Source organism: Mycobacterium sp. (genome assembly GCF_052144515.1).
Lineage (GTDB): Bacteria > Actinomycetota > Actinomycetes > Mycobacteriales > Mycobacteriaceae > Mycobacterium.
Genome location: NZ_JBKQQD010000178.1, coordinates 69,083 through 84,095 on the forward strand (window position 1 = coordinate 69,083; position 15,013 = coordinate 84,095).

The 15,013-nt window shown below is 66.1% G+C and carries 13 protein-coding genes and 2 pseudogenes; 8 read left to right on the top strand and 7 right to left on the bottom strand.

Annotation, left to right across the window (positions count from 1 at the left end):
• Positions 1-204 precede the first annotated feature (204 nt).
• The gene (locus tag ACLP9N_RS12150) at positions 205-471 is read left to right on the top strand and encodes an ANTAR domain-containing protein (protein WP_442407653.1); all 267 of its coding nucleotides are present in this window, start codon (positions 205-207) and stop codon (positions 469-471) included.
• A gap of 416 nt (positions 472-887) precedes the next feature.
• Here the strand turns inward: ACLP9N_RS12150 and ACLP9N_RS12155 are convergent.
• Positions 888-1,070, bottom strand: a pseudogene (locus tag ACLP9N_RS12155) (AsnC family protein); the annotation flags it as partial.
• A gap of 236 nt (positions 1,071-1,306) precedes the next feature.
• On the opposite strand from ACLP9N_RS12155, the gene ACLP9N_RS12160 reads away from it, so the two are divergent.
• Positions 1,307-2,500: a glycosyltransferase gene (locus tag ACLP9N_RS12160; protein ID WP_442407630.1), complete on the top strand. Its 1,194-nt coding sequence runs from the start codon at positions 1,307-1,309 to the stop codon at positions 2,498-2,500.
• 33 nt (positions 2,501-2,533) lie between these two features.
• On the opposite strand, the gene ACLP9N_RS12165 is transcribed toward ACLP9N_RS12160, so the two are convergent.
• Positions 2,534-3,271 carry an IclR family transcriptional regulator gene (locus tag ACLP9N_RS12165; protein ID WP_442407631.1) on the bottom strand — a complete coding sequence of 246 codons (738 nt, stop codon included), beginning with the start codon at positions 3,269-3,271 and terminating at the stop codon, positions 2,534-2,536.
• A gap of 77 nt (positions 3,272-3,348) precedes the next feature.
• Between ACLP9N_RS12165 and ACLP9N_RS12170 the strand changes: the two genes are divergently transcribed.
• Together ACLP9N_RS12170 and ACLP9N_RS12175 are read left to right on the top strand one after the other, a co-directional pair.
• Entirely contained in the window at positions 3,349-4,689 is a 1,341-nt protein-coding gene (locus ACLP9N_RS12170; protein WP_442407633.1) for an FAD-binding oxidoreductase, read from the top strand.
• The gene (locus ACLP9N_RS12175; RefSeq protein WP_442407634.1) at positions 4,689-5,498 is read left to right on the top strand and encodes a DAPG hydrolase family protein; all 810 of its coding nucleotides are present in this window, start codon (positions 4,689-4,691) and stop codon (positions 5,496-5,498) included. Before ACLP9N_RS12170 ends, ACLP9N_RS12175 begins: the two co-directional genes overlap by 1 nt.
• Positions 5,499-5,607: 109 nt before the next feature.
• Here the strand turns inward: ACLP9N_RS12175 and ACLP9N_RS12180 are convergent, their stop codons facing one another.
• Positions 5,608-6,051 (bottom strand): DUF6941 family protein, encoded by a 444-nt coding sequence (locus tag ACLP9N_RS12180; RefSeq protein ID WP_442407635.1) that lies wholly within the window; start codon positions 6,049-6,051, stop codon positions 5,608-5,610.
• 158 nt (positions 6,052-6,209) lie between these two features.
• Positions 6,210-8,057 carry a DUF4407 domain-containing protein gene (locus ACLP9N_RS12185; protein ID WP_442407636.1) on the bottom strand — a complete coding sequence of 616 codons (1,848 nt, stop codon included), beginning with the start codon at positions 8,055-8,057 and terminating at the stop codon, positions 6,210-6,212.
• A gap of 208 nt (positions 8,058-8,265) precedes the next feature.
• On the opposite strand from ACLP9N_RS12185, the gene ACLP9N_RS12190 reads away from it, so the two are divergent.
• Together ACLP9N_RS12190 and ACLP9N_RS12195 are read left to right on the top strand one after the other, a co-directional pair.
• Positions 8,266-8,829, top strand: coding sequence for a hypothetical protein (locus ACLP9N_RS12190; protein ID WP_442407637.1), 564 nt, complete (start codon positions 8,266-8,268; stop codon positions 8,827-8,829).
• A gap of 80 nt (positions 8,830-8,909) precedes the next feature.
• Entirely contained in the window at positions 8,910-9,338 is a 429-nt protein-coding gene (locus ACLP9N_RS12195) for a type II toxin-antitoxin system Rv0910 family toxin (RefSeq protein WP_442407638.1), read from the top strand.
• A 4-nt stretch (positions 9,339-9,342) separates the two neighbouring features.
• Here the strand turns inward: ACLP9N_RS12195 and ACLP9N_RS12200 are convergent, their stop codons facing one another.
• From ACLP9N_RS12200 to malQ, 3 genes are all read right to left on the bottom strand, one after another.
• Positions 9,343-9,609, bottom strand: coding sequence for a LapA family protein (locus ACLP9N_RS12200; RefSeq protein WP_442407639.1), 267 nt, complete (start codon positions 9,607-9,609; stop codon positions 9,343-9,345).
• Positions 9,610-9,766: 157 nt separating this feature from the next.
• Positions 9,767-10,252, bottom strand: a complete 486-nt coding sequence (locus ACLP9N_RS12205) for a nuclear transport factor 2 family protein (protein ID WP_442407640.1) — start codon at positions 10,250-10,252, stop codon at positions 9,767-9,769.
• A gap of 138 nt (positions 10,253-10,390) precedes the next feature.
• Positions 10,391-12,553 (bottom strand): 4-alpha-glucanotransferase, encoded by a 2,163-nt coding sequence (malQ, locus tag ACLP9N_RS12210; protein ID WP_442407641.1) that lies wholly within the window; start codon positions 12,551-12,553, stop codon positions 10,391-10,393.
• Between the two features lie 501 nt (positions 12,554-13,054).
• Here malQ and eccB point away from each other — a divergent pair.
• Both eccB and ACLP9N_RS12220 read left to right on the top strand, forming a co-directional pair.
• Positions 13,055-14,575: a type VII secretion protein EccB gene (eccB, locus tag ACLP9N_RS12215; RefSeq protein WP_442407642.1), complete on the top strand. Its 1,521-nt coding sequence runs from the start codon at positions 13,055-13,057 to the stop codon at positions 14,573-14,575.
• Positions 14,572-15,013, top strand: a pseudogene (locus ACLP9N_RS12220) (type VII secretion protein EccC); the annotation flags it as partial. The gene eccB and the pseudogene ACLP9N_RS12220, both read left to right, overlap by 4 nt.

Genomic DNA, 15,013 nt, shown 5'->3' on the forward strand with positions numbered 1-15,013 from the left:
CATCGGCCTGCCCGGCTCCTAACGCGGTGCAGGTCGGTATCAAGACGATCACAGCTGCATACCGATGCGGTCGGCAAGCTGGCATTACGGGACGTATGCACAAATCATGGCACAGTGCGCAATGGGGGATCAATGTCGCGAACTCTGCGCAATCGGCTATGTGATAGCGGATTTCGGTAGGGCTCAACGGGAGGTATCCACAGCATGATGGGGAACTGCGGCCCGAACTCTGGGCGCATTCTCGACACCGCGCGCGGCATTCTCATCGGACTTCGCCGGTGCCGTTCAGACGCGGCTTTCGATGAATTGCACAGCGCGGCACAACGGTACAAGGTGCCAGTGTTTGCGATGGCGTGGGCGCTGGTGCATCTGGCAGGTGACGGCGAGCAGACACCCAGCTTCACCGATGCGCAGTCAGCGGCCCGACACGAGTGGGGTCCGTTGTTCGCAACGTCCGCTGCGGCGACCTGAGCCGAAAGGCTTTCTGGCGTGGCGTTTTCCCGTTCTAGCTGGTAGCCGGCGAGCACCAGAGATCGACGGGGACTATCTCCCGGGCGTGTCCGTCCGGTCCCAATAGCCGCCCCCAGGATTTGACGGAGCGCAGCACCACACGCGTGTCCAGCCACCGCCACACCGGGGTATTCGGCCAGCAGCCGATGAATCACCGCGTCAAGGGCAGACAGCTTGTGCAGCTGCATGGTGACGAAAAGGTTGGCCGCACCGCTGCCCACGGTCGCGACACAGAACCGGGTCTCGGGGTACTGGACCAGTGTGTGTCCCAGCGCTTCTACCGGCGATCCCCTGCCCCGCAGTTTGATTGCCACGCCCGTCAGCCAGCCGGCTCCCACACGTGCGAAATCGGTTCGGAAAGCCAGCAACCCGGAGCGGGTCAACAGACCCAAGCGGCGACGCACCACCGGCTCCGATTGACCGACCGCCGCGGCCAGATCCCGGCAGCTGAGCCGTCCGTCGTGCTGCAGCGCCAGGAACAATTCGCGGTCGAACTCGTCGAACTCGTGTACTTGGGTTCCTTCGGCAATTGTGGCCGGCTCGGGCGCCACCGCGCGCACCTGGCCAGAGCTGAGACCGCCCAACCGCCAGCGGGTTCCGCTGAACCGGGTCCTTAGGCGTTGGGCATGAGCACACAGCCGGCGCCGCCTCAGACCCTAACCGGCAAAATCCCTGTGGGACAGGCGGATCCGGCCGTCGCCGAGCCATCGCACCCCCGGCCTGCTCGTGTCGGGTGCCGATAGGGCACACTTTCTGCTCGGACGTGTAGGCATCACCGCGAGTTAGGTTGGGCCGATTGAAAGTTGTGCTGGCAAGCTATGGAAGTCGCGGCGACGTCGAGCCCTGCGCCGCCGTGGGTCGGGAGCTGCTGCGCCGCGGCCACGACGTGTGCATGGCAGTCCCGCCCGACATGCTCGGCTTCGTCGAGTCCGCGGGACTTGCCGCAGTCAGCTACGGGCCCGACTCGCGGGAGCAGATGAACCCGGCCGCCGATTTCGTTCGCGACTTTTCGACGAAGATCCGGAATCCGATCAGCATGTTTTCCGAAGTTGTCGAGCGTGTCAGCCGGGTCAAGACAGCGAAGACCACGACGCTGAAATCCTTGGCGGAAGGGGCCGACCTGCTCGTGGCGGGTTTCAACGAGCGGGGGCTGGCCACCAACATCGCGGAGTACTACGGCATTCCGCTGGCCGTCGTGCACTTCTTCCCTGAGCGCGTTTGGTCGTCTGAGGGGCTGTATGCGTCGGTAGCCAAGGACACCGACGACGCTCAACGCAGAGCGCTGGGTTTGTCGGAGCCGCCTGGACCGTCCGCTCTACCGGTGCTGGAGATCCAGGCCTACGACGAGCTCTGCTTGCCCGGCGTGGTGGCCGAATGGGTGGAACCGGATGCCCGGCAACCCTTGGTCGGCGCACTCACGCTGGAGCTGCCCACCGATGCCGACGACGAGGTCTTGTCGTGGATTGCGGCGGGAACGCCGCCGATCTACTTCGGTTTTGGCAGCACACCGGTCCTACCTTTCGCTGATACGGTCGCGATGATCAGCGCGGCCTGCACGCAGTTGGGCGAGCGGGCGTTGATTTGCAGCGGCCCGAATGACTCCGCCCCCATTCCGGATCTCGACCACGTGAGAATTGTGAGCGCGGTCAACCACGCGGCCATCTTTCCGGTGTGCCGCGCGGTCGTCCACCACGGCGGCGCGGGCACCACAGCCGCAGCTCTGCGGGCCGGAACTCCCACGCTGATTCTCTGGCTCTGGCTTGATCAGCCGGTCTGGGCAGCCGGGGTCAAAGAGCTGAAAGTCGGTGCTTCGCAGCAGTTCTCGGCGACCAACCAGCAATCACTGGTCGCCGACCTGCGCTCCATCCTCACTCCGCAATGCGCCGCCCGCGCCGGTGAGGTCGCCGCCCAGATGACGACACCCGCCGAAAGCGTTGCCAGCGCCGCCGATCTCCTGGAAGAGGCCGCGCGCCTCGGGAGCTCTGGCTAGTCCGGCGCCGCCGTTCCGCCAACGGCTGAGTGGTCACCTCGTCCAGGCAGGCGACTCGGTTGCCGCACGCAATGCCGAGACGATGCGCTGCTCTTTTTCGAGGAAGCGCTCGGTGGGCGCCGGCACCGAAATGGCGATCACGTTGTCGTCCAAGGCACGTCGCGCGATGGCGGCCGCGGAGATCCCAGGGGTGTGTTCGTCGCGGTCGAATGCGATTCCGGTGCGCCGGATCTCGGCGATATCGCGACGCAACCCGTCGGCGACCTCGGGGCCGAACCGGGTGAGCGCCGCCTGGGCTTCCGCGTCGTCAAGGACCGCAAGTGCCGCCTTTCCGTTGGCGGTCCCGTTCAACGGGAAGCGGAGGCCGATCGCTGAAACCGCCCGCAGGCGATGCGACGATTCGATCTGATCGATGAACCACATTCGCTGGCCCCGCAGTATCGACAGGTCTACCGTCTCGCCGTCGGTCGCGCGCGCGACCCGCTCGATCGTTGGCCGGAAGATGGCGGCGCTGCGCGCTCCGGCGTCGCCGCCGAATCCCAGCAGGCGCTCGCCGAGTGAGAAATGGCCCTGCGAATCGACGCTGGCCAGCCCGACCTCAACCAGGCCGACCAGCAGGCGACGAGCCGTCGACTTGGCCAGCCCGAGCCGCTCACCGAGGTCCACCAGACGCAGCTGTCCGGGCTCGGCGGCGATCTCATCGAGCGCCGCTGCGGCACGACGCAGCACCTGGATTCCTTCATCTCGATTTGTCTGCGCGTTTCGTTCCATCCGGGGCACAATCCCACTATAGTGTTCCGCATTGCGGACTACAAAGAACCGTAATGTGGATTTCAAGGAAGTTTCAGATGAGCGCTCTACCGGCAGGGCGGCACTTTTTCCGCAGTGATGACGGGTACGAAGCGGCCCGACGCGGCACGGTGTGGCATCAACGAGTGCCTGAACGCTATCCCGAGGTGATCGTGCAGGCCGCCGATGCCAACGACGTCATCGCCGGTCTCCGCTATGCCAAGGCCAACGGGCATAAGGTCAGCATCGTTTCGGGTGGCCATAGCTTCGCGGCCAGCCATCTGCGCGACGGCGCGGTGCTGCTCGATGTCAGCCGCCTGGATCACGCGACGATCGACGCCGAGAAGGGCCTCGCCGTCGCCGGTCCGGGCAAGGGCGGCAGCCTGCTCATGGCCGACCTGCAGGAGCAGGGCCTGTTTTTTCCGGGCGGCCACTGCAAGGGCGTCTGTCTCGGCGGTTATCTGTTGCAAGGCGGATACGGCTGGAACAGCCGGATCTACGGCCCGGCATGCGAAAGTGTCATCGGGGTCGACGTGATCACCGCCGAGGGTGAGCAGGTCCACTGCGACGAGGACAATCACCCCGACCTGTATTGGGCTGCCCGGGGCGCCGGCCCGGGCTTTTTCGGTGTCGTCACGTCGTATTACCTGAAGCTGTATCCGCGGCCCGGCGCGTGTGGCACCAGCGTGTACCTGTACCCGTTCGATCTGGCCGACGAAGTCTTTACCTGGGCCCGCGCGGTTAGCGCCGAGGTCGACCCTCGGGTCGAGCTACAGGCCGTCGCCTCACGCGGTGAACCGAACATGGGCATCGACCAACCTGTCATCTCGTTTGCGTCGCCCGCGTTCGCCGACTCGGAGGCAGAGGCCGAAAAGGCCCTCGCCCTGTTCGGCACCTGTCCGGTCGCCGACAAGGCGATAGTCAAAGTTCCCTATATGCCAACCGATTTACCCACTTGGTATGAAGTCGCGATGAGCCATTACCTGTCCGACCATTACTACGCGGTGGACAACATGTGGACGTCGGCGCCGGCCGAAGACCTGCTGCCGGGCATCCGGACCATCCTCGACACCTTGCCCCCGCATCCGGCGCACTTCCTCTGGCTGAACTGGGGCCCTGTCCCGCCCCGCCAGGACATGGCTTACAGCATCGAGGCCGACATCTACCTGGCGCTCTACGGCTCTTGGAATGATGCGGCCGACGAACCGAAGTACGCCGACTGGGCGCGGTCCAACATGGAGGCGATGTCCCACCTGGCCGTTGGCATTCAGCTTGCCGACGAAAACCTCGGCCAGCGTCCCGCGCGATTCGCCAGCGACGCAGCCATGGCCGAGCTCGACCGGGTGCGCGCCGACTACGACCCCGACGGGCTGTTCAACAGTTGGATGGGACGAATCTGATGACCAGCGACCTTTACCTCGGCTACCGCAACGATGACGCGAATACTCCGTTCGGGAAGTTCTTCAAACCCGAAATGGCTCCGCTTCCAAAGCATGTCGTCGAGGCGCTGCAGCACGGGCCGCAAGGCGGCATGGCACTGTCGGCGTTCGACGACGCCGCCCGCGTCGCCGACGAGGGCTATCAGCAGACCGAGAACGGCTACGGGATTCTCGAAGACGGCAGCTATCAGGTATCCGTGCGCACCGACATGCCCGGGGTCACCCCCGCGATGTGGTCGTGGTGGTTCGGCTGGCACGGGTGCGACACCCGCCGCTACACGCTGTGGCATCCGCGAGCGCACCTGTCCGCTGCCTGGAAAGACGGAGACGATACCGGCCGGCAGGGCGATGACCGTTACATCGGCCGCTGGTCACTGATCAGCGAGTACATCGGCTCATCGATGCTCAACGGCGCAATCCAATTCGTCGCACCGGCGGAGATGGGTTGTCCACCCAACAGCGATGACGCGGTCGCGATCTGCGCGCGACTGGGCGCCGGTGACGCCCCGGTGGACGTCGGATGGTTCATCCATCACATCAGGTCGACGCACAGCGGAGCCGAGATGCGTTCACGGTTCTGGATGGGCGGACCGCACATCGCCGTGCGCAAGGCCCCGGGCGTGGCCTCCCGGGCGGTGCGTCCGATCGCGGCGCGGATACTCGGCAATCCGGAATCCAGCGGTCGCAATCTGCTGGTGCACTGTGCGCAGGAGATGAATCACTTGGCGGGCTTCCTGCCGGAACTCTACGACGCCTTCGGCAACGAGTAGCGGCACCCGGCGCCGGGCTCAGCCCGGGTTGGTGAATGCGGCGCGAAAGTGGTTGGCGGGCTCGGTACCACGACTATCGCTGCAGCTCGCGCAGCGTCCGTCCGCCGAGTTACCCGGGTGGCGCCGACACGTGGCCGATCACCATGAACGGCTCGACCGTGGTGGCCATCTCGAATCCTTCGACCTCGACTCGCCACTCGTAGACTCCGGGCTCCAGCGGTATTCCGGGCGGGATGTTCAGAGTCAGCGGCATGCGCACCGAAGTGCCGTGGATTGCCCCGGGGGGCCGGCCCGCCTCGGCAGCCGCTTCGAACAGGATCCGCTGAGGCCCCTGCGGCCCCTGCACCGTCACGGGATCGCCGTCGGTGGTCAATAATTGGCATTTCAGCTGGTGCCGTTTATTGGTCTCATCCCAGTCGATGTCGAGAAACAGTACCAACGCGATGGCGGGCGTAGGCGTCTGGCACTGTCTCCAACCCAGACCGAGCGCATTGACCTTTCCGGATTGGGCATCGGCCTGTGCTGCGTCGGCGAGGAGCAGGCTGATCTTCATATGCCCGCCGGCGCTACGATCGAACTTCCGGATATCACCGCGAGATCCCGCCCTGTCATTGCTACCGTCGCGGATCCGCGGGATCCACGAGATCGTTCCGTGGGCCGGATAATACGCTCCGAGCGGGCGGAAACGTCAGGGGCCCATCATGCCAATAGCTAGTCTGCGGGCGGTAATTGGCGCGGGCCCTCGGGTGAACGCAGTTCGTGTGGCCCATCTCGCCCTGCGAGCTCGCGATTACCCGGGCGCTCGGCCGGCCCCAGGGACAGACCCGCCACGTCTTTGCGGGGTGCTCCCTCCAACGGCGCCGGGTCGTAGCGCTGGTCGTCGGGACCCTGGTAGGGCTGGTAGGGCCAGTCGCGCTCGCCCCGCGACGACTCGATGCGGCTGGTGCCGGCCGGCGCTTCGGCGGCTTCGGCTGCGGTCAGCGGTTGTATGTCGGAGCTCTCGGTGTCGACGGTGATCTTGCGGGTGCGCTTGAACGAGAACGCGATCTCCTCGACGTCTTCGAAGACCTGACGAGCCGTACGTAGGGGCTGGGTCAGGGGCTGAGTCGTGTTGTCGATCACGCGCGCGACGAGCGGCGGCACCAACGGACGAATCCAGCGAGCCGCGGCCTTCCCGAGGTGCGCCGTGGCGTCCGGAATCGACGGGATCGACGGGGTGCCGCGCTCAGTGTGCGGCTCAACTTCGCGGTTTGGCTCGATGTGTGCCGGCAAGTTCTCCGGGGTCACCTGGTGTTGCTCTGGTGAAGCCGGCAATTCGGCGGCTGCCCGGCTGGCTGCCTCCGCTTCGGCGGCGATCGGTAGGTACATGTCTTCCCCCACAGGCTCGAAGGTACGCGCTGACGCGGTCTGGACTGGGTAATCGCCTGGCCCTTCCAGGGCTTCAACGACTCGACGGCGCTGCTGTTCGCGGTCGATTTCAGCCTGGGCCTCGATGGCGAGCCGGGCCTGGGTGAGTCGATGCTCAGCCCACATGATTTCGGCCTCGCGGCGTACCTCGGCGCGTTTGATCGCGATCGCGGTGTCGGCCTCGAGGTCGGCGCGTTCGCGGTCCGCGCGTGCGGTCGTGTGGCGATCATGGGTCGTCTCGCCGCGCCACTGCCGCAGAATCAGCGGCAGCAGGTAAAGCAGTGCGAAGAACGCAATCGTCAGCAGCCGCAGAACCAACGTCCCGGCGCTGGCGGAGGTGAGCTCATTCATGGCCACCCAGCGTGCGCCCAGACCCCGACCAGCGTCTGCGACCACGCTTTGGCGTGCCGCGGCCAGCGCCTGCTCGTCGCGCGCAACCTCGGCGTCGAGTTCGGGTGCCTGACGATCGCGGACCGCCAGGGCATTGTCCAGCTCGTGCTGCGCGTCGGCGAGAAGCTCGTTCGCCGTTCGTGTTTCGGGTCCGGCACCGGGCACGCCGGTGATTCGGGTCTGGGGGCAGGCCGGCGTGGGGTTGTATTCGCAGCGCGCGACGTCCAACGCCTTGGCCTGGTTCTCGCGGGCCTGTTGGACCGCATCGTCGAGGGCAAGGCGTGCCGCCTGCGATTGCCGCAGCGATGCCGACACTTTGGCAACGACTGGCGCCGAATCGGCGGTGGAAAAGGCCCGTTGGTCGAGACGATGCTCGATCGAGCCGGAAAACAGGACGAGCGCGGCGAGCTCGCCGACGACAACACCGACCGCGACCGCGACCGCCGCGCGGCCCACCGTGCCCGGCCAGCCCCGGCGCGGCCCGCCGGCGGTGCCGCGGGTCACCGCACCGACCAGCAGACCGAAGACGAGGGTGAGCGCGACGATGGCGGGCATCGGCAAGGGTGCCGATTCGCTGATAGCCAAGCTGGCGACCAGCCACGCCAGCGCGGCTCCGAACACCACGACAGCGCCTGTGACGGCATGGTTGGAGCGCTCGTGACGTTCACCGAGTTCGCGCCAATGCCCGCCGCCAAGCCAGGTCAGCAGCCCCTCGATCCGGGATGCGACCGAGCGCGGCTCGGTCAATTCGTGGGCACACATGAAATTGCAAACCTCCCAATGCTCCAGCCTGGCAGGCCGCCACGCGACACACCGAATCCAAGCGGCCGCTTGTGGTGCTCCTCACAGCCAGCGATGACTGGGGCTGAAGCCACGCCGGCGCACATCCGACCCGCAATTCACGCGACGCGAGCAGGACGCGAGCAGATCAGCGGCGGTTCTGACAGGCGGCGTGAGACGGTATAAGCCTATGGAAAACCACGACTACGTCACCTACGAAGAGTTCGGACGCAAATTCTTCGAGGTGGCCGTCACCCCGGAACGCGTTGCCGCCGCGCTCGCCGAAATCGCTGGTAGCGAGTTCGCGATGGAGCCGATTGCTCAGGGGCCCGGGAAGATCGCCAAAGTCAGCGCCAATGTTAAGATCAAAGACCCTCGGGTCACGCGGAGCCTCGGTGATCTCATCACGTTCGTCATCCACATTCCCCTTGCGATCGATCTGCTCCTCGATCTGCGGCTCGACAAACAGCGGTTCGCGGTCACCGGAGACATCGCGCTGCGCGCCACCGCACGCGCCGCCGAGCCGTTGGTTTTGATCGTCGACGTCGCCAAACCGCGGCCTTCGGATATCACCGTCAACGTGTCGTCCTCCTCTATTCGCGGTGAGGTGGTGCGCATCATCGGAGGGGTTGACGGTGAGATCCGGCGATTCATCGCCCAGTACGTCGCGGACGAAATCGACGCTCCTCAGTCCCAAGCCGCGCAGGTCATCGACGTCGCCGAATCGTTGGACTCGTTCTGGACCGGTTCCTGAGCCCGGGTTTATGCGGTCGCCGCAACCGGGTATGCGCTGGCATGCAATGTCGTGACTGTCGCAGGGGGAGCGCATAAGACATGGCGCGAGTAGATGTTTCGACACCGTCCGATCTGGAACCGGAGGCCGCCTGGAAGCTGGCTTCTGACCTGCGCCGATTCGATGAATGGATGACGATTTTCGGCGGCTGGCGGGGAGAGGTCCCGTCGACGATCGAGGCGGGAACCTGCGTCTCCTCGTGCATCAAGGTGAAGGGTTTCCGCAGCGTCGTCCACTGGAAGGTCACCCACTACGACGAGCCGAAATCGGTTGAGCTGCAAGGTCGCGCCAAAGGCGGGATCCGGCTTTCAGTAGCGCTGAAGGTCGCCACCGACGATCCGGGATCGGTTTTTCACCTCAGGGCCGATCTTAACGGCGGTGTGCTGAGCGGGCCGGTCGGAAAGCTCGTCGCCCGAGTCCTTCGCTCGGACGTGCGCACGTCGGTAGAAAACCTGGCTGCCTTGCAGTAACCGGCTAGCGCGCCGGGTGGTTGATGAACCAGTCCCGTTCCGCCTGACGGACGCGCCTGCTGTCCATGGCGAGCCAGGCCATCCCGGCCCCGAAGGCCAGCAATCCGGCGATGACGGCCGCAACGCCGGCCCCGTTGTGTCCAAGCGCGAAATTGGCGAGGCAGACCACAAACGCCAGCCCAACTGCCGCCACCACGACGAGCCCGTGTCGACGCACCGAATCCTGCACCGATTGGTCCGAATGCCCACGATCGCGCCTGATGTCCCTCATGAGCGTCTCCTCTGCTGTCACTTCACGTACGGCCGCGTCAGGCAGTTTGTTCAAGTAAGGCCCGGACTGGAACTACCCGAAATAGCTTCTGAGCAAACAAGTTCGATGCAATTCGAGCAGACCGCGGGCGAGGGGAGAGGGCAGACCCCCGATACCTTTAAGCCGGGTCGCGCGGCAACACGCGGCGCACCGGCCGAGTCTCGATAGCGAGGATCGTCAGAGCCCGGCGACTAATCCGCCAGCCGGCGTCGGTCAACGCGTACTCGTCGTCGTAGCGCAGATGCCAAACCACATCGATGAGCTCGTCCGCGCGTTCACTGAAGTGATGCGCGATGCACGCGATGCGTCCGCGAGCGGTGTGGGGCTCGGGCACTTCTTCGGAGAGCTCGCGGTAGACCTCACCGACGATCGCGTGCTGGGTGCGCACGGTCTGAGCAACCGCGGCGACCGCCGCGGCGATCGCGGCCTGACCCCGATGCGCGTGGACCGGCCGCAGCGCCGCCGGCGGCTCGGGCACCGTCAACTCGGCTGTGGGCGTGAAAAGCTCTGCCACAGCGTCGAATCGACGGTCATCGACATTGGCCGCATACCGGTGCACCAAGTCGCTCAGGGCCGCCCGGTCGGATAGCGGAAGAGCGCTCATGAGACCGACAAGAGCGCGCCGATGTCAACCGGAAGTCGTTGGCCCGCAATCGGTTCAGGTCCAAACGCGGCGTCGGCGCGGTCGCCGACACCGGCACCAAACGCGGCAAGCCTCGGGGGGACCTTCATGACCCTGAAGCTAACAGGTTGGCCTAACGGTTCGCGGGGCGATCTCAGCGCCCACAGCATCGACCAGCGCGGCGGCCCTGCGATCGGTGAACACGTCCTCGAGCATCACCGACCTGCCATCTGGGCCGGTCAGCGGAACTCGCCAGTTGGGATATTCGTCGGTGGTGCCCGGCTGGTTCTGGGTCCGGCGGTCACCAACCGCGTCGGTCAGCGCCACCCCTAACAGCCGCGACGGCGTTCGGCCGAGGTAGCGGTAAAGGGCCAGAATTACCTGTTCCGGGTCGACTTCGGAGCCTCTGGAGTCGCCCAGCAACCCGACCCGACGCAGCTCGGCCATCCAGGCCGCCAACTCGGCCCGATCGGACTCGAGTTCGGCCTCGACCGGCCGGGTCAGCAGCCCGAGGGATTCGCGCAGCCGCACATGGTCGCCGGCCAGGTAGCCCGCGGTCGGCGGGAGATCGTGGGTGGTGACCGACGACAGGCAATACTCCCGCCAACGCTCGGCGGGTAACGGACCACCGGTTCCGTCTCGATCCAGCTCGAACCACAGAATCGAGGTGCCCAGCAGGCCCCGCAACAGTAAATAGTCGCGGACCCACGGTTCGACCGTGCCCAGATCCTCGCCGACGACGAGCGCACCGGCCCGGTGCGCCTCCAGGGCCACGATGCCGATCATCGCTTCATGGTCGTATCGGACGTAGGTGCCTTGGGTCGGGAGTGCGCCGTCGGGGATCCACCACAGCCGGAACAACCCGATGATGTGGTCGATGCGTACGCCGCCGGCATGGCGCAGCACAGCCCTGATCAGTGCACGAAACGGTCGGTATTCCTGCTCTTCCAGCCGGTCCGGCCGCCACGGCGGCTGCGACCAGTCCTGGCCGAGTTGATTGAACTCGTCTGGCGGCGCACCCGCGGTCACGCCCAGCGCCAGCACATCCTGCAGCGCCCATGCGTCGGCGCCATTCGGATGCACACCGACGGCCAGGTCATGCATGATGCCCAACGCCATTCCGGCCCGCACCGCCTGCGACTGCGCCGCAGCGAGTTGCTCGTCCAGTTGCCACTGCAGCCAGCGGTGGAAATCGACAGCGTCGGAATACTTTTCGGCGAAACGGCCGACACCGACACCGTCGGGGTGCTGCAGGAAACTCGGCCAGGCATGCCAGTCGTCGCCGCACTTTTCGGCCAGCGCGCACCAGGTCGCGAAGTCGTCGAGCGCGCGCCCTTCCCGCTCGCAGAAGGCGGTGTAGGCCAGCTCGCGGCCCGCCGACCGCGGTACCTCGTGCAACAGCTTGAGCGCCGCCCGCTTCGCCGCCCATGCGCTATCCCGGTCGATGGCGTCGAGCCGGCCGGCCCGATGCTGGACGTCGGACCGCAACCGCCGCACCCGGCCGCGCTTGGTCAGGTCGGCGAATTCGGGGATGGACTCAACACGGAGATAAAGCGGGTTGAAGAAGCGCCGCGACGTCGGCAGGTACGGCGACGGCTCCATCGGGGCGGTCGGGGCGGCCGCGTGCAGCGGATTGACCAGCAGGTAGTCAGCGCCATGCCGGGACGCCGACCACACCGCGAGATCAGTCAGATCGGTGAGGTCGCCGACACCCCACGACTGCTGTGACCGCACGCTGTAGAGCTGAGCGGCGAATCCCCACGCGCGGCGCGCGCCGAGCTGCTCGGGCAGCCCGAGCCAATCCGGCGTGACGATCAACGCGGTGCTGGTCTGGAAGTCACCGGAACGAAGATGTACGCGGTGGTAGCCCAGCGGCAGGTCGCCGGGCAGGACGAAGCTGGCCTCGCCGATCCAGCACCCGTCCAAATCGAATGGCGGGGTGAAGTTATCCACCTGCCGCACCCCGTCCAGCACGGTGCCGTCCTCGAGCTGCAACCACACCTCGGCGGGTGCACCGTGGGTCACGTGCACCCAGAACCGCGTCGATGCACCGGTGCGCGCGACGATCGTGGCCGGCAGATGACGCGCCCAGTAAGACCTCGAATGCGCGGTCAGAGCCGCATTGCGGTCTTGCTCCGTGTCGGCAACCACTCCCAAGGAGGCAAGCACAGCCACCAGCGTCGTCTCGGAGACCAGCACCTGCCGGCCGGTCCAGTCCTCATACCCCGTTGCGATGCCGAATCGCCGGGCAAGTTCGACCAGCGAGGGCGCGAGCTCAGTCATGCCGCCAATCTTGCGTTGGGAATCCGCCCGGTGCCGACACGGGTCACCCATCGGCGTGCTCGCCCGAAACCTGGGGAATCCGGCCCGACTGGGACGAGCGTTTGGTTTGCTCGGGGCTTGCCGAGATGATCTTCGCAGCTCAATGCTCAATGGAGCGGGCACCGAAGTGGGCATTCGGCAGGACGACACGGCCCTGGGCCGCTACCATACCCAGTGAAGGCACGACCAATCCGGTGGGGATCGGGCGGGGGACATGGGAAGTCGCAGCTCAGTGCTGCAGGCCGCGTTAAGCACCGGCCGCTACCCTGTTCCCGCTGTTTCCTGGCTCAGCCCGGCAAAAGGCCGACGGAGTCATGGACCTAGCGAGATGCGCAGGTGAACGCTCGCCTGATCGCATGGCGAGGTCGGTGCGGGTGCCTTACGGTTATCGATGTGATGCGCGCCTTGCAGAACAAACAAGCGCGATATCCAGGCATTTTTTGGACCGGAAGGTGATCTAACGTGGCTGAAGAGCGCCGCGGGCAGCGGGGGACGGGTTACGGCCTCGGGTTGTCGACGCGGACCCAGGTGACGGGTTATCAGTTCCTTGCGCGCAGAACCGCGATGGCGCTGACCCGGTGGCGAGTCCGCATGGAGGTCGAGCCGGGACGGCGGCAGACGTTGGCCGTGGTGGCGTCGGTTTCGGCGGCGCTGGTGATCTGCCTGGGGGCGCTGCTGTGGTCGTTCCTCAGCCCGTCGGGCCAAATCAGTGAGTCACCCATCATCGCGGACAAGGACTCCGGTGCGTTGTTCGTCCGAGTGGGCGACAGGTTGTACCCGGCGCTGAATCTGGCCTCGGCGAGGCTGATCACCGGGCGGCCGGACAACCCGCACCTCGTCCGGTCCAGCCAGATCGCCGCCCTGCCGCACGGGCCGATGGTCGGCATTCCGGGTGCGCCCTCGGAGTTCGCCCCCAAGACGCCGCAGACCTCGTCGTGGCTGGTGTGCGACACCGTGGCCACCTCAAGCGGGATGGGGTCGTCGCAAGGCGTGACGGTCACGGTGATCGACGGCTCGCCGGACCTCTCGAGCCACCGCAAAGTCTTGACCGGGTCTGACGCGGTGGTGTTGAACTACGGCGGCGACGCGTGGGTCATCCGGGAGGGACGCCGGTCCCGCATCGACGCGACCAACCGGTCGGTGCTGCTGCCGCTTGGATTGACGCCCGAGCAAGTCAGTCAGGCACGCCCGATGAGCCGCGCGTTGTTCGACTCCCTGCCGGTGGGACCCGAACTGGCGGTGCCGGAAGTGCCAAACACGGGTAGCCCGGCCACGTTCCCGGGGGCTCCCGGCCCGGTGGGGACGGTGATCGTGACCCCACAAATCAGTGGTCCGCAACAGTATTCGCTGGTGTTGGCCGAGGGTGTGCAGACGCTCCCGCCGCTGGTGGCCCAGATCATGGAGAATGCCGACAGCGCGGGAAACTCCAAACCAATCACCGTGGAACCCGCCGCGTTGGCGAAGATGCCGGTGGTCAACAAGCTCGACCTGTCCTCTTATCCGGACAACCCGTTGAATGTCATGGACATTCGGGAGAATCCGTCGACCTGCTGGTGGTGGGAACGGACGGCAGGGGAGAACCGGGCCCGCATGCAGGTGGTGGCCGGGCCGACCATTCCGGTCAAGACAAGCGACCTGCCCAAGGTGGTCTCGCTGGTGAAATCCGACACCTCTGGCCGCGAAGCGGACCAGGTCTTCTTCGGCCCCGACTTCGCGAACTTTGTTGCCGTCACCGGTAACAACCCGGCGGCACAGACAACCGAATCGCTATGGTGGCTGACGGAGGCGGGCGCGCGGTTCGGAGTCGACGACACCCGCGAGGCGCGCGAAGCGCTGGGCCTGCACGGGACCCCTAGCGTCGCGCCGTGGGTAGCGCTGAGGCTGCTGCCGCAGGGACCGACGCTCTCACGAGCAGACGCGCTGGTGCAGCACGACACGCTACCGATGGACATGACCCCTGCAGAGTTGGTGGTACCGAAGTGAAACGTGGATTCGCACGACCCACACCGGAAAAGCCTCCGGTAATCAAGCCGGAGAACATCGTCCTTCCGACGCCGCTGAGCATTCCGCCCCCGGAGGGCAAGCCCTGGTGGCTGATTGTGGTCGGTGTCGTGGTGATCGGCCTGCTGGGCGGCATGGTTGCCATGGTTTTCGCCAGCGGTTCGCACGTGTTCGGCGGTGTGGGCTCGATTTTCCCGATCTTCATGGTCGGCGGGATGATGATGATGATGTTCCGCGGCGTCGGCGGCGGCCAGCAGCAGATGAGCCGGCCGAAATTGGACGCGATGCGCGCCCAGTTCATGCTGATGCTGGACATGCTGCGCGAGACCGCCCACGAGTCGGCCGACAGCATGGACGCCAACTACCGGTGGTTCCACCCGGCGCCCAGCACGCTGGCCGCCGCGGTCGGGTCGTCGCGCA

Bases quoted from the DNA above. Each gene is read 5' to 3' on its own strand.
- ACLP9N_RS12150 (WP_442407653.1), top strand. From the start codon at position 205: ATGATGGGGAACTGCGGCCCGAACTCTGGGCGCATTCTCGACACCGCG.
- ACLP9N_RS12165 (WP_442407631.1), bottom strand. From the start codon at position 3,271: ATGGAACGAAACGCGCAGACAAATCGAGATGAAGGAATCCAGGTGCTG.
- ACLP9N_RS12170 (WP_442407633.1), top strand. From the start codon at position 3,349: ATGAGCGCTCTACCGGCAGGGCGGCACTTTTTCCGCAGTGATGACGGG.
- ACLP9N_RS12175 (WP_442407634.1), top strand. From the start codon at position 4,689: ATGACCAGCGACCTTTACCTCGGCTACCGCAACGATGACGCGAATACT.
- ACLP9N_RS12180 (WP_442407635.1), bottom strand. From the start codon at position 6,051: ATGAAGATCAGCCTGCTCCTCGCCGACGCAGCACAGGCCGATGCCCAA.
- ACLP9N_RS12185 (WP_442407636.1), bottom strand. From the start codon at position 8,057: ATGTGTGCCCACGAATTGACCGAGCCGCGCTCGGTCGCATCCCGGATC.
- ACLP9N_RS12190 (WP_442407637.1), top strand. From the start codon at position 8,266: ATGGAAAACCACGACTACGTCACCTACGAAGAGTTCGGACGCAAATTC.
- ACLP9N_RS12195 (WP_442407638.1), top strand. From the start codon at position 8,910: ATGGCGCGAGTAGATGTTTCGACACCGTCCGATCTGGAACCGGAGGCC.
- ACLP9N_RS12200 (WP_442407639.1), bottom strand. From the start codon at position 9,609: ATGAGGGACATCAGGCGCGATCGTGGGCATTCGGACCAATCGGTGCAG.
- ACLP9N_RS12205 (WP_442407640.1), bottom strand. From the start codon at position 10,252: ATGAGCGCTCTTCCGCTATCCGACCGGGCGGCCCTGAGCGACTTGGTG.
- malQ (WP_442407641.1), bottom strand. From the start codon at position 12,553: ATGACTGAGCTCGCGCCCTCGCTGGTCGAACTTGCCCGGCGATTCGGC.